This window comes from Leclercia sp. G3L, assembly GCF_021117075.1.
In the GTDB taxonomy this organism is placed as follows: Bacteria; Pseudomonadota; Gammaproteobacteria; order Enterobacterales; family Enterobacteriaceae; genus Enterobacter; species Enterobacter adecarboxylatus_C.
Map to the genome: position 1 here is coordinate 3,866,755 of NZ_CP088265.1, position 25,101 is coordinate 3,891,855.

Genomic DNA, 25,101 nt, shown 5'->3' on the forward strand with positions numbered 1-25,101 from the left:
CCAATCACTCACGGAAGCCCCGTAGTTTCAGGGATATAGTTCTTTCAACGGCCCCGCAGTGGGGTTAAATGAAAAAACCAATTCGAGGGTAGGATGATGAATAAAGTATTAGCTCTGGTTGTTGCCGCTGCAATGGGTCTCTCTTCTGCTGCGTTTGCTGCTGACACCGTCGCCAACACCGCTGCACCTGCTGCAACCGCGACCACCACCGCAGCACCGGCTGCGAAAACCGTGCACCACAAAAAACATAAAAAAGCTGCCGTCCAGAAAGCACAGGCAGCGAAAAAGCATCACAAAAAAGACGTGAAAAAAGCGGAAGCCGCTCCGGTTGCCCAGAAAGCCCAGGCAGCCAAAAAACACCACAAAAAACCAGTGAAACACGAAGCTGCAGCCCCGGCAGCTAAACCGGCTGCATAAGCCGACTTACCTTAACGTGCCCTGAGGGGCGCGTTGGTCCCCGGCGCTGAACCCGCAAGGTCGCAGCGCCGTTTTTCTATCCGGAGGGCGTTATGTTTCAGCGCTATCGGTTTGAGTTCATTCTTATCACGCTTATTTTGTGCGCACTTGTCGCCAGTGTGTTTTATATTTCCTGAGTGTAGCACGCTGATTTTACTCCCACTTTCGCGCTGTCCCGTCTATAGTTATTAACCAGGGTTCATATTTAATAATCATAATTATCCCCCTTCAGAGTGTGATATGCGTAAATCTGTTGTGGTTGTACTGGGAACGTTTTTTCTCTTTTCTGGGCTGAGTCATGCGGACGATGGCGGTGTCGACGCTGCGAACGTCAAAAAAGAAGTACAAACGCTGTTTTTTGGTCATGACGACCGCACGCGTGTCGCCGATCCTTCCCGCTCGCCGTGGGATGCCATTGGCCAGCTGGAAACCGCCAGTGGAAATCTGTGTACTGCGACTCTCATCACCCCTCAGCTGGCGCTGACCGCCGGCCACTGCCTGCTTGTGCCGCCAAACGGTAAACCGGATACCGCCGTTGCCCTGCGCTTCGTGTCGCTAAAAGGCAGCTGGCGCTATGAGATCCACGGCATTGAAGGGCGCGTCCCGGCGTCACTGGGACGACGGCTGAAAGCCGACGGCGATGGCTGGATCGTGCCGCCTTCTGCCGCCTCCTGGGATTTTGGTCTGGTGGTGCTGCGTAATCCGCCATCGGGGATCACCCCGCTGCCGCTGTTTACCGGCGACAAAGACGCCCTGACCGCCGCCCTGAAAGCGGCCGACCGCAAGGTGAACCAGGCAGGCTATCCGGAAGATCATCTCGACGTGCTCTATACCCATCAGGACTGTATCGTCACCGGCTGGGCGCAAACCGGCGTGCTGTCGCATCAGTGCGATACCCTGCCCGGCGACAGCGGCTCGCCGCTGATGCTGAAAACCGCCGAAGGCTGGCAGGTCATCGGGGTACAAAGCTCCGCCCCGGCGGCGAAAGATCGCTGGCGGGCGGACAACCGCGCCCTGTCGATTACCGGCTTTCGTGACAAGCTGGAAGAGCTGGCCCGGCAGTGATTTAGCACTGCCGCTGCTGGCGTAGCGCCATGATCGCCTCTATCGGCATCGGCTGGCTGTACCAGAAGCCCTGCAGCTGATCGCAGCCCGCCAGCCGCAGCAGTTTCATCTGTATCTCGTTCTCCACCCCTTCGGCCACGACGGTCATCCCGAGGGCGCTGGCGATGCGCACCGTGCCGCTGACCAGGGCCGCGGCCTGCTCGTCATGATCCACCAGCCCGGCCAGCGATTTGTCGATCTTGATGGTGTCGAAGTTAAAGCGCCTGAGATAGCCGATGCTGGAGTAGCCGGTGCCAAAATCATCCAGCGCCACGGCGATCCCCTGGGCTCTGAGGTTGTTGATAGCTGAACGCGCCCGCTCGGGATTTTCCAGAACGTAGGTTTCCGTCACCTCCAGCTGCAGGCGCGTGGCCGGGAAGTGGCTGACGTCGAGGGCGCCTTCCACTTTGGCCTCAAATTCCGGGTCGCGGAACTGCGCGGGCGAGATGTTGACCGACAGTTTGAGATCCGCGTAAGGCTCCAGATCCTGACAGGCCCGGCGCAGGACAAACTGCCCCAGACCATAAATCAGCCCGCTGGTCTCCGCGATAGTGATAAACACGTCCGGCGGCAGCGGCCCCTCCGGGCGGCGCGGCCAGCGCACCAGCGCCTCCACGCTGACCATCTTCTGGCTGCGCGCATCGATGATCGGCTGATACCAGACATCGAACTCGTCGCGCTCAAGGCCGCTGCGGATCTGACTCTCAATCGCCACCTGGCGCTCACGCACGCTGTTCAGCTCCGTATCGTAGTGCGTCACCCGCCCCTTGCCGGTGATTTTGGAGTGGTACATGGCGATATCGGCGCGACGGAACAGCTCCGAGCTGGTGCACTCCACCAGGGTGCCGCTGGCAATACCGATGCTGGCGCCAATATGGATGGTGCGCTCCCCGACGCGGATCGCATTGTTCAGATAATCGAGAACAAAACCTGCAAAGGCGGAGGCCAGCGCTTCGGCATTGTCCCCGCCGATGGTCATGGCAAACTCATCCCCGCCCATGCGGGCCAGCATGCCGTCTTTCGGCACGTTGTCGCGTAGCGCGCCGGCAATGATAACGATCAGCTCATCGCCCACCTCGTGGCCGTAGATATCATTGACGTCTTTAAAGCCGTCGAGATCGATAAAGACCACGCTTTTACGATCGGTATCGCCGCGCTGGCTCACCCGCTCCAGCTCTTCAATCAATGCCCGGCGGTTAGGTAAATGGCTGAGCCAGTCGGTGCGCGCCACCTTTCTCGCCAGGTTCTCACCTCGTGCCAGTTTATACAGCCCCACGCAGCTGAAGAGGATAAACAGCAGGATCAGCGCTGCGGAGAAGAGCACGATCTGGGTGATATCCAGCGAAGCAGCTTTGGCCGCGGCAGCCCCTGGCAGGCGCGGCTTCCACGACAGATACCCCAGCACCTCCCCCGAAGAGCTCTTCAGCGGCACGTTAACGTCGCTGACCTGCTCCGGGGTGAAGGTCAGGTCGTCGATCTGAAAGGTGTTTCCCAGATCGCGCAAAATTTGCGGATTGATGTGGCGGGTGATGACCAGAAAGCGGCGGGTATTGTCCCCCGCCTGCAAACTGCCTATCGTCGGGCGGATCAGTCCGACGCCCACGAAGGCGATCCCCGCCCGGGTGCGGGTGATCCCGGCATAGATGTTTTTATCCGATTTCAGGGCGTTGGTGTGCATCAGGATCAGCGACTTTAAGCCATCGCCAAAGAAGTCGAGGTTTTTTTCCGCGAAAGGCTGGCTTTTAAACGATCCCCACAGCACCCGGAAGCGTTCGTCGAGTACAAAGGTGCCGTCATACAGGTTATTGACCTTATAGCCCGCCCCCCAGGTGTTGTAGAGCCAGTCTATGTCCAGCGCCGGACGATAGGCTTCGCGCACCGCGTCATCCCAGACGGCGTTGTCGATCACCAGCGACCAGACCCGGTTAATCGAGGTCTGAACGGCGCCCTGCACGGAGAGGGCCGTACGCTGCTCGTCGATTTCATTGGCTTTACTGCTGATGAGGTTCAGCGAGAGGTACAGCAGGGTCACAACGGAGAAAATTAAGCCGAGCCCTGCCATAAAAATCATGACAAACAAAGTTTTCGCAGAGGGGATTTTACGCCAGCTTAAAGGGGTATGCATTCATTCCTCGTCCTTTTTAATGCTTTCAGTCTAAGCGTAATACAGGAGATGAATTTCGCTGCCTGTAATGACAGGCAGCGATGTTATCAGGCCAGTTTTATCATGATCATCCCGGCCAGAAGCAGAAGCAGGCCAATCCAGCCCTTCTGGTTCAGCCGCTGACCAAACAGGATCCAGCCCGCCGCCAGCGTCGCCGCAATCCCGAACCCGCCCCACAGGGCATAGGCCACCGACAGCTCAATACCTTTAACCGCCTGCGACAGGGCGCTGAACGCGCCCAGTACCGCCGCAATCGACAGCAGACCATAGGCTTTGCGGCGAAAACCGTCGGAAAACTTCAGCAGCACGTTAGCGGCAATCTCCAGGACGATCGCCAGCGCCAGCCAGGCGCCATGAACCCACTCAAACTGTGGCATGGGTCGCCTCCTTGCGCTGTTTTACCGGTTTGCGGGTGCCGGATTTGATGAATATTATTCCCGCTACCAGCGTCGTCAGTCCGGCCATTTTCATCAGCGACAGCGACTCATCAAACAGTAAAACGCTAAACAGGGTGATTAAGAAAATACCTACCCCTTCCCATAATGCATAGGCTACGCCCAGCGCGATTTTTTTAACCGCAAAAGACAAGAAAATATAGGACAGCGCAATCATCGACAGCATTAAAATATAACCGGTGTGACCGCCGCTGACGCTGGCCCATTTCATGGAGAGGGTGCCGGTTATTTCAGCAACAATAGCCAGGGCTAAGAGGATCCAGTAAAACATGTTTTTCTCCTGCTTGAGAATATAATCCTTCGCGGCTCGCCAGTGATGGCAGCCGGGTAAAAAACGAATGAAGATTCAGCCGGGCGCAAGGCGCCAGCTCAGGCAGAGAGAGGGTCTACAGCGCGGTGCGCCAGTGTTGCTCGCCAGACAGCAGGCAAAAAGAGGAGAGTAAAACAGAGAGGTTTGAAAAATAGGTCCTGAACAGATTGTCCATAAAATTACAATTATCTGCGGTGTTGCTTCTCGTCAGTGCAGATGAAAATTGTCTCCGGTAGTTAAACACAGCTGATTTTTACCATAAGCCAGGATTTTACTCAAAGCCTTTTCATTTCTTTACCCTCGCCGTTTGCGTTTGGTTAATTTATTAAAAGCGCCGCGCCGTTAGAATATATAAAAAGGACGGCATCAGGAGCCAGTATGGCCAAACCCATTATTACCCTCAACGGATTAAAAATAGTCATCATGCTCGGCATGCTGGTGATTGTGCTGACGGGGATCCGCATTGCGGCGGATATTATTGTGCCCTTTATCCTGGCGCTGTTTATCGCCGTGGTGCTGCACCCGCTGGTGCGGCGTCTGGTGCGCCTGCGTCTTCCCCGGGTGCTGGCGATCGTCCTGCCGATCCTGCTTATCGTGGTTTTTATGGCGTTACTGGTGGCCTATCTGGGCACCTCGCTGAATGAGCTGGCGCGCACCCTGCCGCACTACCGTACCTCGCTGGCCGTGCCTTTGCTGCATCTGGAGCCCTGGCTGCAGCGGGCCGGGATCGAAGTGTCGATGGAGGAGCTGCTGAAGTATATCGACCCTAATGCCGCCATGACGCTGGTAACCGCCCTGCTGGCGCAGCTCTCCAGTGCCATGACGTCTATCTTTCTGCTGCTGCTGACCGTGGTGTTTATGCTGCTGGAGGTGCCGCAGCTGCCGGCGAAGCTCCAGCCGCTGATGTCACGCCCGGTAGAGGGGATGGCCGCCATTCAGCGCGCCCTCGACAGCGTCTCGCACTATCTGGTGCTGAAGACCGCCATCAGCCTGGTGACCGGGCTGGTGGTCTGGGGGATGCTGGCGGCGCTGGAGGTACGGTTTGCCTTTGTCTGGGCTCTGCTGGCCTTTGCCCTGAACTATATCCCCAACATCGGATCGGTGCTGGCGGCCATCCCGCCCATTGCGCAGGTGCTGGTATTCAGCGGCTTTTACCCGGCGCTGGTGCTGCTGGCGGGGTATCTGATCGTCAATCTGATCTTCGGCAACATTCTCGAGCCCCGGTTAATGGGGCGCGGGCTGGGCCTCTCCACGCTGGTGGTTTTCCTGTCGCTGATCTTCTGGGGCTGGCTGCTGGGGCCGGTGGGGATGCTCCTGTCGGTGCCTCTGACCATTATCGTGAAGATTGCGCTGGAGCAGACCACCGGCGGCAAAAGTATTGCGCTGCTGCTCAGTGATATGAGCCGGGCGAACTAAGGATTATCGCGGGTAAAGTCCAGCAGCGGCTTGTGGGTACGCCCCGCCTGGCGGTAGCTGGCCAGCGCCGACGGCCAGGCACTAAAGGGGATCAGCATGGCGTCGCTGTACTGGCTCTCAGCCAGCAGCGGCCAGATTTCACTAAACGCCGCCTGCCACACCTGCGGGCTAAGCGCCGCGAAGTGGTTGCGAATATGGAACCAGTGCGTCGGCGGAAAATGACGCTGTAACGAAAAGGGCTGGCCTGCGAGCAGCCCGTAGCAGACAAACGTTGCGCTGCTGCGCATCGAATTGAGGATGGTCTGGGCCAGCTCGCCGCCGGTGGCGTCATAGACAATGTCGCTGGACGCGGCGAGGGCGCGCACGGTATCGCTGTCCTGCTGCGCAACCGGGAAGATCCCCATTGCCCGCAGCCTGTCGGCGTGGATCGCCGAGCGGTGAATGCCGTACACCGCCGTCGCCCCCCGCCGCTGTGCCCACTGCCCGAGCAGAATGGCGCAGTCCGACCCGGCGGCGGTCAGCAGTACCCGTTTACCCTGCACAGGCCAGAGGTTGAGCATCAGCCAGGCCGCCATCGGGTTGATAAACGCCCGCGCCGCCAGCGCGTCCTCAACGAAATCGGGAACCGGGATCGCCAGCGCCGCCGGGCAATCAACATATTGCTGCCAGGTGCCTTCCCCGCGCAGGGGCAAAACCCGCTGTCCCGGCAGAAGCGCAGCGCCGTCCGGAGCGGCAATCACCTGACCCATGCCTTCATATCCGGCGATGGCGGGCAACGTGATGCGATGACGGTAGGCCCCGGTGATGGGGATCAGATCTGAGGCGTTGACCGGGGCGAGTCGCATCTGCACCCGGAGGATTCCCGGCTGTAGCGGCGCTTTTTCGCTGATTTCCCTCTGGAGTACAGATTCAGGTTCACCAAACTGGCGGTAGCGTAATGCGGTATTTTCCATGGATGCGCGGCGTTCTGTCAGAATCATTCAGCCCGCAAATGTACCATATCCGGGGTGTGTGCCAGCAGATACTCGCCCAGACGGGTAATGGCCTGCTGCTTACTGCTGTCGCCCGGCGACACCAGATAATAGCCATCGCCGGTGCGGACGATGCGTGAGAAGGGCCGCACCAGCAGGCCCTTCTCCAGCGCGTTCAGGCTCAGCGCGACATCGCCCACCGATACGCCGTGCCCGCTCTGGGCTAGCGGCTGCGTTTAGCCAGACGTTCACGGGTTTCGAGCTTCGCCTCACTGGACTTGCGCAGTGCAACATAGCAGGCGCCGCTGCCGCCGTGATGCGGCTGGGCCACGGTAAACGCCTGTACCGCCTCGAACTCCGGCAGCCAGCGCCCCAGATAGCTGCGCACGATGTTGGCGTGGGACTTATCGTCGCGCCCTTTACCGTGAATGATAATCAGGTTACGCAAGCCGTCACGCTCCGCCTGGCGAATGAAGGTAAACAGCTGCTGGCGGCACTGCTCCACGGGCTGACGCAATAAGGTGAGGCTCGCCTCGCGGGGGTATTTGCCCGAGCGCAGCTTATCGAACACCCCCTGTTGCACCCCTTCCCGCTGAAACGCCAGCGGCTCTGCCAGAGGCAGAACATCCAGAAAGCCGGTGGTGAGAAAGTTATCCAACTGGCTGGTGTCCACAGGCTGGCGAGTGCGCGGGGTGGCGGCGGGCTGCCAGTGGACGTCGGTACAACGCCTGAGAGGCTGGACATCCTCCATCGCATCGAGAAAAAGCGATTTATCGTCTGGGTTCATGGCATCCTCCTGCTTAGCTGACAGGGTACTATACCTGCCCCTTTCACGTGGCTCAATGCGGCGTTACAGGTCGGTTAATCATTCCAAAAACAATAATTAATAAACTAAATTTAATGGATAATGCATGTGGACTGAAATTAATTTTTATTAATGATTAACTTTATGACTTACATTAAATTTTTATGATCCCGTTACGTTAATTCCTTTATTTATCACTAAAAGATGTTATATATGAAGTTATCTGCACAACGGAAATAATAAGCAGAGTTGCATCTGGAGCAATGCTGTGTGTACTGTGGAGTCTGTTGGATGTCGACGGGCTCCATTTTTTTATCCTTATACTGTCTAATAAATAACCTGCCGGGCATGACGTCTGAATTGTGTGATTAATGAGGTGGTCAACGGTGTCTGTCGGGAGTCCCTTCGTTGAATAAGGTAATAGGTCGCTTTCGGTAACGACTCTTTCACCGGCAACATCACCAGCCTGTTGGCCAACAGCGGGTCGCAGCCCAGCTCCTGCGGCAGTATGCTGAGAAAATCGCTCTGCGCCACCAGGCTAATACAGGACGAAAATGTCTCACATACCACGCCAATATGGGGGATCTGAGCCCGGTGGGAAAACATCTCCTCCAGTTGCTTATAATAACTGCCTCGCGGGGTTGGCATCGTCCAGCTATATTTCAGCAACGCATTAATGGATTCCGCACCTATTGCCGGATGATCTGCCCGACAAAATATCGCAAAAGGCTTCTCAAACAATTTTTCGAACGTGAATTCATGATCATACGGCCCCTGGTAATAGGTATTGATGGTAAAATCAAGCTCCCCCTGGCGTAATTCATTAATCATCGGGTGATGCTGCCAACTTACTGATTTAGTGTATGATGGTGTTTTTGAGGTGCTCCAGTGGCTTCTGTTTCTATCAGCTGTCCCTCCTGTTCAGCTACTGACGGGGTGGTGCGTAACGGCAAAAGCACTGCCGGACATCAACGCTATCTCTGCTCTCACTGCCGTAAAACATGGCAACTGCAGTTCACTTACACCGCTTCTCAACCCGGTACGCACCAGAAAATCATTGATATGGCCATGAATGGCGTTGGATGCCGGGCAACCGCCCGCATTATGGGCGTTGGCCTCAACACGATTTTTCCGCCATTTAAAAAAACTCAGGCCGCAGTCGGTAACCTCGCGCATACAGCCGGGCAGTGACGTCATCGTCTGCGCGGAAATGGACGAACAGTGGGGGATACGTCGGGGCTAAATCGCGCCAGCGCTGGCTGTTTTACGCGTATGACAGGCTCCGGAAGACGGTTGTTGCGCACGTATTCGGTGAACGCACTATGGCGACGCTGGGGCGTCTTATGAGCCTGCTGTCACCCTTTGACGTGGTGATATGGATGACGGATGGCTGGCCGCTGTATGAATCCCGCCTGAAGGGAAAGCTGCACGTAATCAGCAAGCGATATACGCAGCGAATTGAGCGGCATAACCTGAATCTGAGGCAGCACCTGGCACGGCTGGGACGGAAGTCGCTGTCGTTCTCAAAATCGGTGGAGCTGCATGACAAAGTCATCGGGCATTATCTGAACATAAAACACTATCAATAAGTTGGAGTCATTACCTAATCATCGAAACTAATTGCCCCTCCATAATACGCACCTTGACCTGCGGGTGCTGCTGATGGAAACGGGTAATGACCGCAGGCATTAACAGGCGGGCAATACTGGCGCCCATGCCGATATTAATCTGCCCGGCCTGCTGGCCCTGCCGCTGGCGAATATCGTCCTGCGCGCTACGTAACTCTTCAAGTATCAGCCTGGCGTGCTGATAAAAACTCTCTCCGCACTCGGTTAATGTCACCCCTTTGCTGCGGCGGATGAATAGCTGCGCCGCGATGCCCTCTTCCAGCTCTTTAATCGATTTGGTTAACGCCGGCTGCGACAGGTTCAACACCCGACCCGCCCCACGGATGCTCCCCTGCTGCGCCACTTCCACAAAGGCTCGCAGCTGATGAAATTTTACCTGGAATGTCATGTCGGCACCGATAACCGTTGTCTATCAGAGTAAAGAAACTGTCATCTACTGTAATGGAATTGATTGTGCCAGGGTAAGCCACGAACGGTTAAATCTGTGAAAAAACGGTTAGTGATAAGTAAAAACTATCACAGTGTGAAGCAGTTCACATATTCTAATGATGACAGGAAACGATATGCATACACTGGCGCAGGACCTGCAAACTCTCTTCCCGCAACTCATCGCCTGGCGACGCGATTTCCATCACTTTGCGGAGTCGGGCTGGGTGGAGTTTCGCACCGCGGCAAAAGTCGCAGAGGTGCTGGATCAACTGGGCTACACGCTGGCGATGGGCCGCGATGTGATCGATGCCGACAGCCGCATGGGTCTGCCCGACGATGCCACCCTGGCCCAGGCCTTTGCCCGCGCGCGTCAGCAAGGTGCGCCGGAAAAATGGCTCAGCGCCTTTGAAGGCGGTTTTACCGGCATTGTTGCCACGCTGAATACCGGCCGCCCGGGGCCGACGCTGGCGTTTCGGGTCGACATGGACGCGCTGGATCTGGATGAATCCGCTCAGGACGATCATCTCCCTGTCCGGGAAGGCTTTGCCTCCTGCAACAGCGGCATGATGCATGCCTGCGCCCACGACGGCCACACCACCATCGGCCTCGGTCTGGCGCATCTGCTGATGCAGTACCGCGCGCAGCTGAACGGCACCATCAAACTCATCTTCCAGCCTGCCGAAGAGGGCACCCGCGGCGCGCGGGCCATGGTTGCCGCCGGCGCGCTCGACGGCGTGGACTACTTCACCGCCATCCACATTGGCACCGGCGTGCCGGCGGGTACCGTGATCTGCGGCAGCGATAACTTTATGGCCACCACCAAATTTGACGTGCGCTTCACCGGCGTGGCGGCGCATGCGGGTGGCAAGCCCGAAGAGGGTCGCAATGCCCTGCTGGCCGCAGCCCAAGCCGCCATTGGCCTGCACAGCATCGCCCCGCACAGCGAAGGCGCGTCCCGCGTAAACGTCGGCGTAATGCAGGCGGGCAGCGGTCGTAACGTGGTCCCCGCCAGCGCGCTGCTGAAGGTAGAGACCCGCGGCGAGAGCGAAGCCATTAATCACTATGTGTTCGAGCGCGCAAAAGCGGTCATTGACGGCGCGGCGGCGATGCACGGCGTCAGCACCGAGCTGCGTCTGATGGGCGCAGCGACCTCCAGCGCCCCCTCTCCGGCATGGGTGAACTACCTGCGCGAGCAGGCATTGCAGGTTGCCGGTGTGGAACAGGCCATCGATAAGGTAAAAGCCCCTGCCGGATCGGAGGATGCCACCCTGATGATGGCCCGCGTTCAGCAGAACGGCGGCCTCGCCTCCTATATGGTCTTTGGCACCACCCTCAGCGCCGGACACCACAACGACAAATTCGATTTCGACGAGTCGGTGATGCCGATCGCCATCGAAACCCTGGCGCGTACCGCGCTTAACTTCCCGTGGACGCGAGGTGTGTAATGCAGAGCATGTACCGTTTTGTTGAGGATGCTATCGACACGCGATCTCAGCACTTTACCAGGATTGCCGATGAGATCTGGGATCATCCTGAGACCCGCTTCGAAGAGTTCTGGTCCGCCGAACGGCTGGCCTGCGCCCTGGAAGAGGCCGGCTTTAGCCTGGCCCGCGAGGCCGGCGGCGTGCCGAACGCCTTTATTGCCAGCTACGGCGAAGGCAAACCAGTGATCGCCATTCTGGGGGAGTACGATGCCCTGGCAGGCTTAAGCCAGCAGGCGCACTGCGCCACTCCGCAAACCGATACCCCGGGCGCCAACGGCCACGGCTGCGGGCATAACCTGCTCGGCACCGCCGGGCTGGCGGCTGCGGTGGCGGCAAAAAGCTGGCTGGAGCAGCACGGCGGCAGCGGCACCCTGCGCTTTTACGGCTGCCCTGGCGAAGAGGGCGGATCGGGTAAAACCTTTATGGTGCGCGAAGGGCTGTTCGACGACGTGGATGCCGCCGTCACCTGGCACCCCGAGGCCTTCGCCGGAATGTTTAACGTCAGTACCTTAGCCAACATCCAGGCAGCGTGGCGTTTTCACGGTACCGCAGCCCATGCCGCCAACTCTCCGCATTTGGGGCGCAGCGCGCTGGACGCCGTCACCCTGATGACCACCGGCACCAACTTCCTCAATGAACACATCATTGAAAAAGCCCGCGTTCACTACGCCATCACCGATACCGGCGGGATCTCCCCGAACGTGGTGCAGGCCCAGGCGGAAGTGCTGTATCTGATCCGCGCCCCGGAGATGGCCGATGCGCAGCAGATCTATGAGCGGATCGAAAAGATTGCCCAGGGTGCCGCGCTGATGACCGAAACTACCGTCGAACGCCGTTTCGATAAAGCCTGCTCCAGCTACCTGCCGAACCGCAGGCTGGAGGCCGCGATGTACAGCGCCCTGCAGCATTACGGCACCCCGGCGTGGAGCGATGATGAGCGCGCGTTTGCGGCGGAGATCCGCGCCACCCTGACCGATAACGATCTGCAAAACAGCCTGAAAAATATCGCCGCCACCGGCGGGGAAGACGGCAAGCAGTTTGCCCGTCGCCATCAGCACACCCTGCTGGTGGACGAGGTGGCCCCGTATGCCATTACTGATAACGTCCTGGCGGGCTCCACCGACGTGGGGGATGTCAGCTGGAAAATGCCGGTCGCCCAGTGCTTCAGCCCCTGCTTTACCGTCGGCACGCCGCTGCACACCTGGCAGCTGGTGGCCCAGGGCCGCACCTCCATCGCCCATAAGGGGATGCTGCTGGCTGGTAAAGTGATGGGTGCCACCGCGCTGGCGCTGCTGCAGGATCCGGCGCTGCTGGCCGCCTGCCGCGAGGAGTTTACGCAACAAGTAACCGAAAAACCGTACGTCTGCCCGATCCCAGAAAACGTGACGCCGTCACTTTTAAAATAATAAAACACAACAACACAACACTCCCGAGGAACGCCCATGAGTATGTCATCCATACCTTCGCATTCCCCTACCGGTAAGCTCTATGGTTGGGTTGAAAGGATCGGCAATAAAGTGCCGCACCCTTTCCTGCTTTTCGTTTATTTGATTGTGATCCTGGCGGCAGCCACCGCCGTGCTGTCGGCCTTTAACGTCAGCGCCCGCAATCCGGCCGATGGCAGCATGGTCGTTGTCAAAAATCTGCTGAGCGTTGAAGGGCTGCACTGGTTTTTACCTAATGTGATTAAAAACTTCAGCGGCTTTGCCCCGCTGGGGGCGATCCTGGCCCTGGTGCTGGGTGCCGGCCTGGCCGAACGTTCCGGCCTGCTGCCTGCCCTGATGGTGAAAATGGCCTCTCACGTCAGCGCGCGTTACGCCAGCTATATGGTGCTGTTTATCGCCTTCTTCAGCCATATCTCGTCCGATGCGGCGCTGGTGATCATGCCGCCGATGGGCGCGCTGATCTTCCTCGCCGTCGGACGCCATCCGGTGGCGGGCCTGCTGGCAGCCATTGCCGGTGTCGGGTGCGGTTTTACCGCCAACCTGCTGATCGTCACCACCGACGTGCTGCTCTCCGGCATCAGCACCGAAGCGGCCAAAACCATTGATGCCGCGATGCACGTCAGCGTGATCGACAACTGGTACTTTATGGCCAGTTCGGTGATTGTGCTGACTGTTGTCGGCGGGCTGATCACCGACAGGATCGTTGAGCCGCGTCTGGGCAAGTGGCAGGGCAGCAGCGACGAGAAGCTGGATGCGTTGTCGCCGGAGCAGCGCCGCGGGCTGCGCGTTGCCGGGGGTGTATCGTTGCTGTTTATCGCCGCCATCGCCCTGATGGTGGTGCCGGAGAACGGCATTCTGCGCGATCCGGTCCAGCACACCGTACTGCCCTCGCCGTTTATTAAAGGCATCGTGCCGCTGATCATCCTGTTCTTTTTTGTGGTGTCGCTGGCGTACGGCATCGCCACCGGGAAAGTGCGTCGTCAGGGCGATCTGCCCCAGCTGATGATCGAGCCGATGAAAGAGATGGCCGGGTTTATCGTGATGGTGTTCCCGCTGGCGCAGTTTGTAGCCATGTTCAACTGGAGCAACATGGGCAAGTTTATGGCGGTGGGCCTGACCGACCTGCTGGAAACCGCCGGGCTGAGCGGCGTGCCCGCCTTTGTCGGCCTGGCGCTGCTCTCCTCCCTGCTGTGCATGTTTATCGCCAGCGGATCGGCCATCTGGTCGATTCTGGCCCCTATCTTCGTGCCGATGTTTATGCTGCTCGGCTTCCATCCGGCGTTTGCGCAGATCCTGTTCCGCGTGGCGGATTCATCGGTGATCCCGCTGGCCCCGGTGTCGCCGTTCGTACCGCTGTTTTTAGGCTTCCTGCAGCGCTATAAGCCCGAGGCCAAACTGGGTACCTACTATTCGCTGGTGCTGCCGTATCCGCTTATCTTTTTAGGAGTATGGTTGCTCATGTTGGTGGCGTGGTATCTTGTCGGCCTGCCCATTGGGCCGGGAGTGTACCCGCGACTGAATTAAGGAAGAGCACATGCTGAGATTACTCGAAGATAAAATTGCTACCCCGCTAGGGCCGCTATGGGTGATTGCGGACGAGCAATTTAACCTGCGCGCCGTGGAGTGGGAGGAGCACAGCAACCGGATGGTGGAACTGCTGAATATCCACTACCGGGCGCAGGGCTACGAGCGCATCAGCGCCAGCAATCCGGGCGGGCTTAGCGATAAGCTGACCGCCTGGTTCGAGGGCGATCTCAGCATTATCGACACTCTGCCGACCGCCACGGCTGGCACCCCCTTCCAGCGTGAAGTGTGGCAGGCGTTGCGATCCATTCCCTGCGGCCAGGTGATGCATTATGGCCAGCTGGCGGAACAGCTTGGTCGCCCCGGCGCAGCGCGCGCCGTGGGTGCGGCGAACGGGTCAAATCCGGTCAGTATTGTGGTGCCCTGTCACCGCGTTATTGGTCGCAACGGCACCCTGACAGGCTACGCGGGCGGGGTGCAGCGCAAAGAGTGGCTGCTGCGTCACGAGGGCTATTTATTGCTGTAGTTCCAGGCTTTTAGTGCTTAATTTTCCTTAAGTTAGCGATAAAGTCCGCAGCTAATTTGTGGAATTTCAAGAAGATGCTGGCGCATTCACGCTTCTTGTCCTGATTGATGGTTTACCAGGCTTACGTAGGGTCCAAAAAGATGTTAAAATTGACCAATATCAATTAAGGCTTGAGCAAACCTATGATCCCGGAAAAGCGAATTATTCGACGCATTCAGTCTGGCGGTTGTGCTATCCATTGTCAGGACTGCAGCATCAGCCAGCTCTGTATCCCGTTCACCCTGAATGAGCACGAGCTGGATCAGCTTGATAATATTATCGAGCGTAAAAAGCCGATTCAGAAAGGGCAAACGCTGTTTAAAGCGGGAGACGAACTGAAATCGCTGTACGCTATCCGTTCTGGCACCATCAAGAGCTATACCATTACCGAACAGGGCGACGAGCAGATCACCGGCTTCCACCTGGCGGGCGATCTGGTGGGCTTTGATGCGATCGGCACCGGTAACCACCCGAGCTTCGCTCAGGCGCTGGAAACCTCAATGGTTTGCGAACTCCCGTTTGAAACTCTGGACGATCTGTCAGGCAAAATGCCTAACCTGCGCCAGCAGATGATGCGTCTGATGAGCGGTGAGATCAAAGGCGATCAGGACATGATCCTGCTGCTGTCCAAAAAGAATGCCGAAGAGCGTCTGGCCGCGTTTATCTATAACCTGTCCCGTCGTTTCGCCGAACGTGGTTTTTCTCCGCGTGAGTTCCGTCTGACCATGACCCGTGGCGATATCGGTAACTACCTGGGCCTGACCGTTGAAACCATCAGCCGTCTGCTGGGTCGTTTCCAGAAAAGCGGCATGCTGGCGGTAAAAGGGAAATATATCACCATCGAAAACGGTGAAGCGCTGGCGGTGCTGGCGGGCCATTCCCGTAACGTGGCATAAACCTCTCCGATTCCCCTGCCAGATCGATAATTTTACTGATTTATTGATCTGGCAAATCTTCCCCTCTGTTTCATTTCAGATATATAGGTTACTCTTTTAATTACAGACTGTGGTGACAGTAGTAAGGAGACCTGTATGGCAAAGTATCAAAACATGCTGGTGGCCATCGATCCTAATCAGGACGATCAACCGGCGTTACGACGAGCTGTCTATTTACATCAACGGATTGGTGGCAGGATAAAAGCGTTTCTGCCGATATATGACTTTTCTTACGAAATGACCACCCTTCTGTCGCCTGACGAACGCACCGCTATGCGTCAGGGAGTGATCAGCCAGCGTACCGCGTGGATCCGCGAGCAGGCAAAATTCTATCTTGATGCCGGTGTGCCCATTGAGATCAAAGTAGTGTGGCACAACCGTCCGTTTGAAGCCATCATCCAGGAAGTGGTGAGCGGCGAGCACGACCTGCTGCTGAAGATGGCCCACCAGCACGACAAGCTGGAAGCGGTAATCTTTACCCCGACAGACTGGCACCTGCTGCGTAAATGCCCGTGCCCGGTGTGGATGGTGAAAGACCAGCCGTGGCCGGAAGGCGGCAAAGCGGTGGTGGCGGTAAATCTCGCCAGCGAAGAGAACTACCACAATGCTCTGAACGAAAAGCTGGTGAAAGAGACGCTACACCTGGCCGAGCAGGTCAACCATACCGAAGTCCACCTGGTGGGCGCCTACCCGATTACCCCGATTAACATTGCCATCGAACTCCCGGAATTTGATCCCAGCGTGTATAACGACGCCATTCGCGGCCAGCATCTGCTGGCGATGAAAGCGCTGCGGCAAAAATTCGGTATTGATGAGAAGTTGACCCACGTCGAGAAAGGCCTGCCAGAAGAGGTGATCCCGGACCTCTCAGAGCATCTGCAAGCCGGTATTGTGGTGCTGGGCACGATTGGCCGCACCGGTATCTCTGCCGCCTTCCTCGGCAATACCGCGGAGCAGGTTATCGATCACCTGCGCTGCGACCTGCTGGTCATTAAGCCGGACCAGTATCAGACCCCGGTCGAGCTGGACGACGACGAAGACGATTAGCCATGAGAAAGCCCGCCGTAACGGCGGGCTTTTTTTTAGCTCTCGATGGCGGGCTGAGGCGACTGTTGCATGCCTTCGCCCTCTTTCATCCAGGGCGCATGCAGCACCATGCTCGGCAGGGCCAGTTTCACCCCCTCATCATTCAGGCTCTCCAGAATACGGATGTTGATCTCCTGCTGGATATCCATGTACTTGTTGTAGTCCGCCGTGTTGACGATATGTACCACTTCAAAGGTAAGCCTGTCCTTATCAAACCCGAGCAGATGGGCACGGTCAAAACGCGTTTCGCCGATATCCGTAATGATCTTCTTCACGTTATCGCCAATAACCCGCAGCTTTTCCGGGGGCGTATCGCTGGCCACGCCAAAGGTAAAGACGATACGACGGGTCTGCATACGCTTGTAGTTATGCAGGGTCTGCTGAAGCAGGATCGCATTCCCACATACAATCTGTTCCCCACTCAGGCTGCGAATACGCGTCGTTTTGAGGCCAATGTGCTCTACCGTGCCGGCAACGTCGTTAAACACCACAAAATCCCCGATCTCGAAGGGCTTATCAAAACCTATCGAGAGCGAGGCGAAGACGTCGCTGAGAATGGTCTGTACCGCCAGCGCAATGGCAATCCCCCCCACCCCAAGGCTTGCCACCAGCGCAGTAATGTTGACGCCCGCGTTGGCAAGAATCGACAGCAGCATCACTGACCAGACAATTGCCCGCAGGATCATGCCGGTGATCACCAGGGTGACAGGGTTTTTATGGCTCCCCGGTGCCAGCATCACGTGCCGGAGCCAGGAGACCACCCCCTGATCCATCCACAGCGCCACCTGAATCGCCAGCACCAGGAACCAGGCATGGCTCAGGGCGCCATAGAGGCGATCCGGCAGTTCGACAAACCGCAGGCTAAACAGAAAGGCCACCACAAACAGCAGAACCCGGCTGGTTCTGTTAAGTATTTCCGTGAGGATAAAATGCATCTTGTGGGTAGCGGGATGTTTATCACCCCAGTTGGTGATGCCCTTATGGACAAAGGTGATGAGGCGCTTCAGTAGCCAGTAGATCAGCAGGGTGACCACCGTCACGGTGGCAAAGCCAATCCAGAATCTGGGGGTCATCATTAAGGTCAAAAAATCGAAACGTGACAAAAACTGCATGTCCCTTCTCCCTTTACGCAAAAAAGGAAAGTATAGACAGTGAGCGCGAGGAGCCTGCAGAAATGAGAAAACCGCCCGGTGGGGCGGTTTTTTTAGGGTGCGTAACGCCGTATTACAGCGCTTTCAGGATCGCATCCACGCTGGCTTTGGCGTCGCCAAACAGCATGTGGGTGTTCTCTTTGAAGAACAGCGGGTTCTGCACGCCGGCATAACCGGTGTTCATGGAGCGTTTGAAGACGATAACGTTCTGCGCCTTCCACACTTCCAGAACCGGCATACCGGCGATCGGGCTCTTCGGATCGTCCTGCGCCGCCGGGTTCACGGTATCGTTCGCGCCAATGACCAGCACGGTGTCGGTGTCGGAAAAGTCGTCGTTGATTTCATCCATCTCCAGCACGATGTCGTAAGGCACTTTCGCTTCCGCCAGCAGCACGTTCATGTGGCCCGGCAGACGCCCGGCAACCGGGTGAATACCAAAGCGCACCTTGATGCCGCGGGCACGCAGGCGCTCGGTGATTTCCGCAACCGGATACTGTGCCTGCGCTACCGCCATGCCGTAGCCCGGGGTGATGATCACCGAGTGCGAATTTTTCAGCAGGTCAGCGGTATCTTCGGCATTGATCTCACGATGCTCACCCACCTCTTCGTCACCGTCGGAGGTTTGTCCGTCGGTACCAAAGCCCCCGGCAATCACGCTGATGAACGAACGGTTCATCGCCTTACACATGATGTAAGAGAGGATCGCACCGCTCGAGCCGACCAGCGCACCGGTCACGATCAGCAGGTCGTTACTCAGCATAAAGCCCGCCGCCGCTGCCGCCCAACCGGAGTAGGAGTTCAGCATTGAGACCACCACCGGCATATCTGCCCCACCGATGGAGGCCACCAGGTGCCAGCCGAAGGCCAGCGCGATGATGGTCATCACCAGCAACGCCAGCACCTGCATGCCCACACTGTCGGTGCGTACGAACACCACCAGCAGCACGAAGGAGACAACCAGCGCAGCCAGGTTCAACTTATGGCGGTTTGGCAGCATCAGCGGTTTAGAGGAGATCTTGCCGCGCAGTTTGCCGAACGCCACGATAGAACCGGTGAAGGTCACCGCACCGATGAAGATCCCGAGGAACACTTCGGTCAGGTGGATGTTCACCAGAATCGGCTCCATCCCCGGCTCGTGATACAGGTAGCTGTTAAAGCCTACCAGCACCGCCGCCAGACCCACGAAACTGTGCAGGATCGCTACCAGTTCCGGCATTTCGGTCATTTCAACGCGTTTGGCGAGTCGGATACCAATGGCGCCGCCGATGATCATCGCCACCAGGATCCACGCAACGTTGCCGGTGTCCGGCCCGAAAATCGTGGCAATCAGCGCAATCGCCATCCCGGCGATACCAAAGTTGTTACCCTGCTGCGACGTTTCATGTTTTGAAAGCCCCGCGAGGCTGAAAATAAACAGGACCGCAGCAACAATGTATGCAGCGGTAACTAATCCTCCAGACATAAGTTACCCCTTATCCCTTACGAAACATTTTCAGCATGCGCTGAGTCACGGTGAAGCCACCGAAAATATTGATACTGGCGATCAGTACCGCGATAAAACTGAGGAAACTGACCCAGCCGCCGTGACCAATCTGCAGTAATGCCCCGACCACGATGATCCCGGAGATGGCGTTGGTGACCGACATCAGCGGCGTATGCAGCGCATGGGAGACGTTCCAGACGACGTAGTAACCCACCACGCAGGAGAGCGCAAAGACGGTAAAGTGCCCCAGGAACTCTTTCGGTGCGACGTCCGCCAGCCAGCCAAACAGCACGATCGCCAGCGCCATAAAGGCAAACTTACGCCACGGCGAAGCCGGTTTTTCCGGCTCTTTCGGTGCCGGAGCGGCTTTGGCTGCCGCCTGCGGTTGCGCGGAAACCTGAATCGGCGGTGCCGGCCAGGTAATTTCACCCTCGCGAACCACGGTTACGCCGCGCACGACCACGTCGTCAAAATCAACGGTGATGGTGCCGTCTTTCTCTTTGCACAGCAGCTTCAGCAGGTTGACCAGGTTGGTACCGTACAGCTGGGAGGACTGGGTCGGCAGACGACCCGGCAGGTCGGTATAGCCGATCACCTTCACGCCGTTGGCGGTGGTGGTAACCACGCCCGGGACGGTGTATTCGCAGTTGCCGCCGTTTTGCGAGGCCAGATCGACGATCACGCTGCCGGCCTTCATGGAGTCGACCATCTCGCGGGTGATCAGCTTCGGCGCCGGTTTACCCGGGATCAATGCGGTGGTGACAATAATGTCCACCTCTTTCGCCTGAGCGGCGAACAGCGCCATCTCGGCTTTAATAAAGGCTTCGGACATCACTTTTGCGTAGCCGTCGCCGCTGCCTGCCTCTTCTTTAAAGTCCAGCTCAAGGAACTCGGCGCCCATACTCTGCACCTGCTCTTTCACTTCCGGACGGGTGTCAAAGGCACGGACGATAGCGCCCAGGCTGTTGGCTGCGCCAATGGCGGCCAGCCCGGCAACGCCTGCGCCGATAACCATCACCTTCGCCGGGGGAACTTTACCCGCCGCGGTGATCTGCCCGGTAAAGAAGCGACCAAACTCATGCGCGGCTTCGACGATGGCACGGTAGCCCGCGATGTTCGCCATCGAGCTCAGGGCATCCAGCGACTGCGCACGCGAGATGCGCGGCACGGAGTCCATCGCCATCGCGGTCACGCCGCGTGCCGCCAGTTTCTCCATCAGCTCCGGGTTTTGTGCCGGCCAGACGAAGCTCACCAGTGTGGTGCCCGGATTGAGCAGTGCGATTTCATTCTCTTCCGGCGCATTTACCTTCAGAATGATGTCTGAATGCCAGACGTTAGCGCCGTCTACAATTTCTGCGCCAGCCTGAATAAACGCCTCGTCATCGAAACTTGCCAGCTTGCCTGCGCCGCTTTCAACCGCGACGGTAAAACCCAGTTTAAGCAGCTGTTCCACCGTTTTTGGTGTCGCCGCTACGCGGGTTTCATTGGCAAACCGTTCTCTTGGTACCCCAATACGCATAGTAATCCCTTCCATCGGTTTTTGATGATGGTTTGTCGAACGTTCATCACGGGTATACGCCGGCAGTGACAGTCTTAACCTGCCACGCACGTTTACCCGCAGAAAATAAAACAGTAACAAACTTTCTATAACCTACTGAAAATACCGCCTGTGATCCACAGCAAGAAAACACTATTTATGACTTTAACTGTCAAAAATAAGCGATCGGCGTCTCAGACAGGCATATCTACCTTTATTTCCCCGCCAGGGCCGATGTTTAGCTCAGGCGAAGCGGCAAAAACACGATATAGCCCCAGCAAGAAACAACTTATTAACATTAAATCAACTTGTGAAAGTCATATGCTTTATTAGTTTTACTGGTCAAACGTGTGTTTTTTCAACATATCACTAAAGGTTATATATTTTGATGACTTACTCCGCACCGGTCGCGAAAAATCGCGCAGACAGCGACAGGTGTTAAATGCAATAATCAACAACGTTTTCAAATTAACAACTACGCCAGTACCTGGTTTGCGTAAGGCGAAGGATTATTTTTATGAAGCTTAAGAACACTCTCCTGGCGTCCGCACTCCTTGCTGCGACCGCCCTGTCTGCCAATGCCGCAACAGAGTTAACGCCGGAGCAAGCGGCTGCAACGAAACCTTACGATCACGTTACGATCGTAGGTCGTTTTAACGCCATTGGCGATGCAGTTAATGCCGCCTCCAAACGCGCCGATAAAGAGGGCGCTGCCGCATTCTACGTCGTGGATAACTCCGAATACGGCAGCAGCGGCAACCAGCGCGTGACCGTTGCGCTGTATAAGGAGAATGCCCCGAAAGCGGAAGTGCCGAAAAACCGCGTCATTAACGGCGTGATGGAGCTGCCGAAAGAGCAGGCCGTTATGCTTGAGCCGTTTGATACCGTCACCATTCAGGGCTTCTACCGCAGCCAGCCGGAAGTGAACGACGCCATCACCAAAGCCGCGAAAGCGAAAGGGGCTGACGCCTTCTTCATCGTTCGTCAGATTGATGCCAACCAGGGCGGCAACCAGCGGATCACCGCCTACGTCTACAAGAAAGACGCCAAAAAACGTGTGATCCAGAGCCCTGATGCCATCCCGGCTAACTCTGATGCTGGCCGCGCGGCCATTGCCAAAGGCGGCGAAGAAGCGAAGAAAGTCGAGATCCCGGGCGTAGCGACCAGCGCAGCGCCAGGCGCCTCCGCTGCCGGTGTGGGCCGTTTCTTTGAGACCCAAACCACTCAGGGCGGCCGTTACAGCGTTACCCTCAACGACGGCACCAAAATTGAAGAGCTGAACAACGCCACTGCCGCGCAGATGATTCCGTTCGACAGCATCAAGTTTACCGGTAACTACGGCAACATGACCGAAATCTCCTACCAGGTGGCGAAGCGTGCGGCGAAGAAAGGGGCCAAGTATTACCACATCACCCGCCAGTGGCAGGAACGCGGTAATAACATGACCATCAGCGCCGACCTGTACAAATAAGTAAACAGATACACAGAGGCGGCGTAATGCCGCCTTTTTTTTGGCTTTTTACGCAGAATTCCGCCCTTCCTGATTGCATGCCTTCGTCACACTCCGTAAAATCCCGCGCCTTAGTGTGATCCACCATTATTATGCGTTTCGACGAAATAATTATTCTGGATCTGACCCTTTTTAAAAAGGAAGCCAATGGAAAAGAAACTTGGCCTGAGCGCTTTAACTGCGCTTGTTTTAAGCTCCATGCTCGGTGCAGGTGTATTCAGTCTGCCGCAGAATATGGCTGCCGTTGCCAGCCCGTCAGCATTGCTTATCGGCTGGGGCATCACCGGCGCCGGGATCCTGCTGCTGGCCTTTGCCATGCTGCTGCTGACGCGCATCCGTCCCGATCTCGACGGCGGCATCTTCACCTACGCCCGCGAAGGCTTTGGTGAGCTGGTGGGTTTCTGTTCCGCATGGGGTTACTGGCTGTGCGCGGTGATCGCCAACGTCTCCTATCTGGTGATCGTTTTTTCTGCGCTGAGTTTCTTTACCGATACGCCTGAACTGCGCCTGTTTGGCGATGGCAATACCTGGCAGTCCATCGTCGGATCTTCGGTGCTGCTGTGGTTCGTCCATTTCCTGGTACTGCGCGGCGTGCAGACCGCGGCGAGCATCAACCTGGTCGCCACCCTGGCGAAGCTGGTGCCGCTGGGGCTGTTTATCGTGCTGGCGTTTATCGCGTTTCGTCTCGATGTGTTTAGCCTGGACTTTACCGGCGTGGCGCTGGGCGTCCCGGTCTGGGAGCAGGTCAAAAACACCATGCTCATCACCCTGTGGGTCTTTATCGGGGTGGAAGGCGCGGTAGTGGTCTCGGCCCGGGCGCGCAATAAACAGGACGTCGGTCGCGCCACGCTGCTGGCGGTACTGGCGGCGCTGGGGGTCTATCTGCTGGTCACCCTGCTCTCCTTAGGCGTGGTGGCGCGTCCTGAGCTGGCGGAGATGCGTAACCCGTCGATGGCGGGCCTGATGGTCAAAATGATGGGTTCCTGGGGCGAAGTGGTGATTGCCGCCGGTCTGATCGTGTCGGTATGTGGGGCCTATCTGAGCTGGACCATTATGGCGGCAGAGGTGCCGTTCCTGGCCGCGACGCATAAGGCGTTTCCTCGTCTGTTTGCCCGTCAGAACAAGAACAATGCGCCTTCCGCCTCGCTGTGGTTGACCAATATCAGCGTGCAGGTTTGTTTGGTGCTGATCTGGCTCACAGGTTCGGACTATAACACGCTGTTAACCATCGCCTCTGAGATGATTCTGGTACCCTATTTCCTGGTGGGCGCATATTTGTTAAAAATAGCCACCCGCCCGATGCACAACGTCGTGGGAATGGGAGCCTGTATTTATGGCTTATGGCTGCTTTATGCCTCCGGCCCGATGCATCTGCTGCTCTCCGTGGTACTTTATGCGCCGGGGCTGCTGGTGTTTATTTATGCCCGTCGCACGCACCAGCTGCAACACGCGCTGAAACGCCGTGAAATGGTGTTGATTGGAATGTTACTGGTTGCCGCATTACCGGCAACGTGGATGCTGATGGGATAAGCGAGTTATCCCATCGTCGAACGGTTAAGGAGAATACGATGGGACACGCAAAGCCGCTCCCGATCCTGATTACTGGCGGAGGCCGTCGCATCGGTCTCGCGCTTGCCCACCATTTTCTGAATCTTCACCAGCCGGTGATTGTCAGCTACCGGACAAAATATCCTGCTATCGCCACCCTGTGCGAGGCGGGTGCGACCTGCATTGAGGCCGATTTTTCCACCGACGAGGGGATCCTGGCCTTTGCAGAGCGCGTAAAAGCCGAGACCCCTGCATTACGCGCCATCATTCATAATGCCAGCGCATGGATGCCAGAAACGGCTGACAACTCGCTCAGCGAAACGCTCTCCTGCATGCTACAGATCCACGTTCACGCGCCCTACCTGCTGAACCATGCTCTGCAGGATCTGCTGCGCGGGCACGGCCATGCGGCCAGCGACATCATCCACTTCACCGACTATGTGGTTGAGCGCGGCAGCGATAAGCACATTGCCTATGCCGCCAGCAAAGCCGCGCTGGATAACATGACCCGCTCGTTTGCCCGCAAGCTGGCGCCGGAAGTGAAGGTCAACGCCATCGCCCCGTCGCTGATCCTGTTTAACGAGCACGACGATGCCGACTATCGTCAGAAGGCGCTGAATAAATCGCTGATGAAGATCGCCCCCGGAGAAAAAGAGGTGATCGACTTAATCGACTACATCCTGACCAGCTGCTACGTTACCGGCCGGTCGTTTGGCGTCGACGGCGGGCGGCCGTTACGTTAGTGAAAACGGCCCCAGCAGAAGATTAATACCCAGGCGCTGAGGCACCAGCAGACCACCGCCCCGCCCAGCGCCAGGGGCAGACGCATCACGCCGACGAAGTACCAGAGCGAGAGCAGATAAAGGAAGTACGGAATAATCGCCCACATCCCAAAGATGATGGTGGCGCGCAGCGCCTCGATGCCGCGCTCAGAGGCGACAATATAGTGGGCAATCAGGGCAAAGGTCGGAAACAGCGGGAGCAACCCGGCTATGTAATAGTTTTTGGTTTTGGCCAGTATCCCTATCAGTAGCACCACCAGCGCGCCTATCGCCGCTTTTATAAACAACCCCATCCTTTTTCCCTTAACAACTC

General features: G+C 57.2%; 22 protein-coding genes and 3 pseudogenes. 13 read left to right on the top strand and 12 right to left on the bottom strand.

Features of this window, described 5'->3' with window-relative positions; translation table 11 throughout:
- The first annotated feature begins 96 nt into the window (after window positions 1–96).
- Together asr and LRS40_RS19995 are read left to right on the top strand one after the other, a co-directional pair.
- Window positions 97–417 carry an acid resistance repetitive basic protein Asr gene (gene asr, locus LRS40_RS19990; RefSeq protein ID WP_231312481.1) on the top strand — a complete coding sequence of 107 codons (321 nt, stop codon included), beginning with the start codon at window positions 97–99 and terminating at the stop codon, window positions 415–417.
- A 279-nt stretch (window positions 418–696) separates the two neighbouring features.
- Complete coding sequence (locus tag LRS40_RS19995; RefSeq protein ID WP_156263675.1) at window positions 697–1,521, top strand: serine protease; 825 nt, start codon at window positions 697–699, stop codon at window positions 1,519–1,521.
- Window position 1,522: 1 nt separating this feature from the next.
- Here LRS40_RS19995 and LRS40_RS20000 read toward each other — a convergent pair whose 3' ends face one another.
- The 3 genes from LRS40_RS20000 to mdtJ all read right to left on the bottom strand — a co-directional run bounded on the left by LRS40_RS20000 (window position 1,523) and on the right by mdtJ (window position 4,450).
- Window positions 1,523–3,685 (bottom strand): EAL domain-containing protein, encoded by a 2,163-nt coding sequence (locus tag LRS40_RS20000; protein WP_231312482.1) that lies wholly within the window; start codon window positions 3,683–3,685, stop codon window positions 1,523–1,525.
- An 86-nt stretch (window positions 3,686–3,771) separates the two neighbouring features.
- Window positions 3,772–4,101 carry a multidrug/spermidine efflux SMR transporter subunit MdtI gene (mdtI, locus tag LRS40_RS20005; RefSeq protein WP_142489294.1) on the bottom strand — a complete coding sequence of 110 codons (330 nt, stop codon included), beginning with the start codon at window positions 4,099–4,101 and terminating at the stop codon, window positions 3,772–3,774.
- Window positions 4,088–4,450, bottom strand: a complete 363-nt coding sequence (gene mdtJ / locus LRS40_RS20010) for a multidrug/spermidine efflux SMR transporter subunit MdtJ (protein WP_156263673.1) — start codon at window positions 4,448–4,450, stop codon at window positions 4,088–4,090. Before mdtJ ends, mdtI begins: the two co-directional genes overlap by 14 nt.
- A gap of 417 nt (window positions 4,451–4,867) precedes the next feature.
- Between mdtJ and LRS40_RS20015 the strand changes: the two genes are divergently transcribed.
- A complete protein-coding gene (locus tag LRS40_RS20015; RefSeq protein ID WP_142489292.1) occupies window positions 4,868–5,905 on the top strand; it encodes an AI-2E family transporter in 1,038 nt (345 codons plus the stop codon).
- Here the strand turns inward: LRS40_RS20015 and LRS40_RS20020 are convergent.
- The 4 genes and pseudogenes from LRS40_RS20020 to LRS40_RS20035 form a co-directional block, all read right to left on the bottom strand.
- Complete coding sequence (locus LRS40_RS20020; protein ID WP_231312483.1) at window positions 5,902–6,858, bottom strand: zinc-dependent alcohol dehydrogenase family protein; 957 nt, start codon at window positions 6,856–6,858, stop codon at window positions 5,902–5,904. The two genes, LRS40_RS20015 and LRS40_RS20020, sit on opposite strands and share 4 nt — an antisense overlap.
- Before the next feature lie 23 nt (window positions 6,859–6,881).
- Entirely contained in the window at window positions 6,882–7,076 is a 195-nt protein-coding gene (locus tag LRS40_RS20025; RefSeq protein WP_142489290.1) for a hypothetical protein, read from the bottom strand.
- Between the two features lie 23 nt (window positions 7,077–7,099).
- Entirely contained in the window at window positions 7,100–7,663 is a 564-nt protein-coding gene (gene smrA / locus LRS40_RS20030) for a DNA endonuclease SmrA (protein ID WP_231312484.1), read from the bottom strand.
- A 345-nt stretch (window positions 7,664–8,008) separates the two neighbouring features.
- Window positions 8,009–8,512 (bottom strand): annotated as a pseudogene (locus LRS40_RS20035) (LysR substrate-binding domain-containing protein); the annotation flags it as partial.
- A gap of 57 nt (window positions 8,513–8,569) precedes the next feature.
- Here LRS40_RS20035 and LRS40_RS20040 point away from each other — a divergent pair.
- Window positions 8,570–9,270 (top strand): annotated as a pseudogene (locus LRS40_RS20040) (IS1-like element IS1B family transposase).
- 16 nt (window positions 9,271–9,286) lie between these two features.
- Here the strand turns inward: LRS40_RS20040 and LRS40_RS20045 are convergent.
- Window positions 9,287–9,697, bottom strand: a pseudogene (locus LRS40_RS20045) (LysR family transcriptional regulator); the annotation flags it as partial.
- Window positions 9,698–9,872: 175 nt separating this feature from the next.
- On the opposite strand from LRS40_RS20045, the gene LRS40_RS20050 reads away from it, so the two are divergent.
- The 6 genes from LRS40_RS20050 (at window position 9,873) to uspE (ending at window position 16,738) form a co-directional block, all read left to right on the top strand.
- Window positions 9,873–11,183, top strand: a complete 1,311-nt coding sequence (locus LRS40_RS20050; RefSeq protein ID WP_231312485.1) for a M20 family metallo-hydrolase — start codon at window positions 9,873–9,875, stop codon at window positions 11,181–11,183.
- Window positions 11,183–12,628 (top strand): M20 family metallopeptidase, encoded by a 1,446-nt coding sequence (locus LRS40_RS20055; RefSeq protein ID WP_231312486.1) that lies wholly within the window; start codon window positions 11,183–11,185, stop codon window positions 12,626–12,628. Before LRS40_RS20050 ends, LRS40_RS20055 begins: the two co-directional genes overlap by 1 nt.
- A 36-nt stretch (window positions 12,629–12,664) precedes the next feature.
- Complete coding sequence (abgT, locus tag LRS40_RS20060) at window positions 12,665–14,191, top strand: p-aminobenzoyl-glutamate transporter (protein ID WP_156263667.1); 1,527 nt, start codon at window positions 12,665–12,667, stop codon at window positions 14,189–14,191.
- 10 nt (window positions 14,192–14,201) lie between these two features.
- Window positions 14,202–14,717, top strand: a complete 516-nt coding sequence (gene ogt / locus LRS40_RS20065; RefSeq protein ID WP_142489284.1) for a methylated-DNA--[protein]-cysteine S-methyltransferase — start codon at window positions 14,202–14,204, stop codon at window positions 14,715–14,717.
- A 182-nt stretch (window positions 14,718–14,899) separates the two neighbouring features.
- On the top strand, window positions 14,900–15,652 hold the full coding sequence (fnr, locus tag LRS40_RS20070; protein WP_231312487.1) for a fumarate/nitrate reduction transcriptional regulator Fnr: 753 nt from the start codon (window positions 14,900–14,902) through the stop codon (window positions 15,650–15,652).
- A gap of 135 nt (window positions 15,653–15,787) precedes the next feature.
- On the top strand, window positions 15,788–16,738 hold the full coding sequence (gene uspE, locus LRS40_RS20075) for a universal stress protein UspE (protein ID WP_142489283.1): 951 nt from the start codon (window positions 15,788–15,790) through the stop codon (window positions 16,736–16,738).
- A 35-nt stretch (window positions 16,739–16,773) separates the two neighbouring features.
- On the opposite strand, the gene LRS40_RS20080 is transcribed toward uspE, so the two are convergent.
- From LRS40_RS20080 to pntA, 3 genes are all read right to left on the bottom strand, one after another.
- Window positions 16,774–17,889, bottom strand: a complete 1,116-nt coding sequence (locus LRS40_RS20080; protein WP_156263665.1) for a mechanosensitive ion channel family protein — start codon at window positions 17,887–17,889, stop codon at window positions 16,774–16,776.
- Window positions 17,890–18,001: 112 nt separating this feature from the next.
- Window positions 18,002–19,390, bottom strand: a complete 1,389-nt coding sequence (gene pntB, locus LRS40_RS20085; protein WP_142489281.1) for a Re/Si-specific NAD(P)(+) transhydrogenase subunit beta — start codon at window positions 19,388–19,390, stop codon at window positions 18,002–18,004.
- A 10-nt stretch (window positions 19,391–19,400) separates the two neighbouring features.
- On the bottom strand, window positions 19,401–20,930 hold the full coding sequence (pntA, locus tag LRS40_RS20090) for a Re/Si-specific NAD(P)(+) transhydrogenase subunit alpha (RefSeq protein WP_142489280.1): 1,530 nt from the start codon (window positions 20,928–20,930) through the stop codon (window positions 19,401–19,403).
- A 535-nt stretch (window positions 20,931–21,465) separates the two neighbouring features.
- Between pntA and ydgH the strand changes: the two genes are divergently transcribed.
- From ydgH to folM, 3 genes are all read left to right on the top strand, one after another.
- The gene (gene ydgH / locus LRS40_RS20095; RefSeq protein ID WP_142489279.1) at window positions 21,466–22,419 is read left to right on the top strand and encodes a DUF1471 family protein YdgH; all 954 of its coding nucleotides are present in this window, start codon (window positions 21,466–21,468) and stop codon (window positions 22,417–22,419) included.
- Between the two features lie 186 nt (window positions 22,420–22,605).
- On the top strand, window positions 22,606–23,988 hold the full coding sequence (locus tag LRS40_RS20100) for an amino acid permease (RefSeq protein ID WP_142489278.1): 1,383 nt from the start codon (window positions 22,606–22,608) through the stop codon (window positions 23,986–23,988).
- 38 nt (window positions 23,989–24,026) lie between these two features.
- Window positions 24,027–24,749, top strand: coding sequence for a dihydromonapterin reductase (gene folM, locus LRS40_RS20105; RefSeq protein WP_231312488.1), 723 nt, complete (start codon window positions 24,027–24,029; stop codon window positions 24,747–24,749).
- Here the strand turns inward: folM and LRS40_RS20110 are convergent.
- A complete protein-coding gene (locus LRS40_RS20110) occupies window positions 24,746–25,081 on the bottom strand; it encodes a GlpM family protein (protein ID WP_142489276.1) in 336 nt (111 codons plus the stop codon). The two genes, folM and LRS40_RS20110, sit on opposite strands and share 4 nt — an antisense overlap.
- Window positions 25,082–25,101: the final 20 nt, after the last annotated feature.

Bases quoted from the DNA above. Each gene is read 5' to 3' on its own strand.
- asr (WP_231312481.1), top strand. From the start codon at position 97: ATGAATAAAGTATTAGCTCTGGTTGTTGCCGCTGCAATGGGTCTCTCT.
- LRS40_RS19995 (WP_156263675.1), top strand. From the start codon at position 697: ATGCGTAAATCTGTTGTGGTTGTACTGGGAACGTTTTTTCTCTTTTCT.
- LRS40_RS20000 (WP_231312482.1), bottom strand. From the start codon at position 3,685: ATGCATACCCCTTTAAGCTGGCGTAAAATCCCCTCTGCGAAAACTTTG.
- mdtI (WP_142489294.1), bottom strand. From the start codon at position 4,101: ATGCCACAGTTTGAGTGGGTTCATGGCGCCTGGCTGGCGCTGGCGATC.
- mdtJ (WP_156263673.1), bottom strand. From the start codon at position 4,450: ATGTTTTACTGGATCCTCTTAGCCCTGGCTATTGTTGCTGAAATAACC.
- LRS40_RS20015 (WP_142489292.1), top strand. From the start codon at position 4,868: ATGGCCAAACCCATTATTACCCTCAACGGATTAAAAATAGTCATCATG.
- LRS40_RS20020 (WP_231312483.1), bottom strand. From the start codon at position 6,858: ATGGAAAATACCGCATTACGCTACCGCCAGTTTGGTGAACCTGAATCT.
- smrA (WP_231312484.1), bottom strand. From the start codon at position 7,663: ATGAACCCAGACGATAAATCGCTTTTTCTCGATGCGATGGAGGATGTC.
- LRS40_RS20050 (WP_231312485.1), top strand. From the start codon at position 9,873: ATGCATACACTGGCGCAGGACCTGCAAACTCTCTTCCCGCAACTCATC.
- LRS40_RS20055 (WP_231312486.1), top strand. From the start codon at position 11,183: ATGCAGAGCATGTACCGTTTTGTTGAGGATGCTATCGACACGCGATCT.
- abgT (WP_156263667.1), top strand. From the start codon at position 12,665: ATGAGTATGTCATCCATACCTTCGCATTCCCCTACCGGTAAGCTCTAT.
- ogt (WP_142489284.1), top strand. From the start codon at position 14,202: ATGCTGAGATTACTCGAAGATAAAATTGCTACCCCGCTAGGGCCGCTA.
- fnr (WP_231312487.1), top strand. From the start codon at position 14,900: ATGATCCCGGAAAAGCGAATTATTCGACGCATTCAGTCTGGCGGTTGT.
- uspE (WP_142489283.1), top strand. From the start codon at position 15,788: ATGGCAAAGTATCAAAACATGCTGGTGGCCATCGATCCTAATCAGGAC.
- LRS40_RS20080 (WP_156263665.1), bottom strand. From the start codon at position 17,889: ATGCAGTTTTTGTCACGTTTCGATTTTTTGACCTTAATGATGACCCCC.
- pntB (WP_142489281.1), bottom strand. From the start codon at position 19,390: ATGTCTGGAGGATTAGTTACCGCTGCATACATTGTTGCTGCGGTCCTG.
- pntA (WP_142489280.1), bottom strand. From the start codon at position 20,930: ATGCGTATTGGGGTACCAAGAGAACGGTTTGCCAATGAAACCCGCGTA.
- ydgH (WP_142489279.1), top strand. From the start codon at position 21,466: ATGAAGCTTAAGAACACTCTCCTGGCGTCCGCACTCCTTGCTGCGACC.
- LRS40_RS20100 (WP_142489278.1), top strand. From the start codon at position 22,606: ATGGAAAAGAAACTTGGCCTGAGCGCTTTAACTGCGCTTGTTTTAAGC.
- folM (WP_231312488.1), top strand. From the start codon at position 24,027: ATGGGACACGCAAAGCCGCTCCCGATCCTGATTACTGGCGGAGGCCGT.
- LRS40_RS20110 (WP_142489276.1), bottom strand. From the start codon at position 25,081: ATGGGGTTGTTTATAAAAGCGGCGATAGGCGCGCTGGTGGTGCTACTG.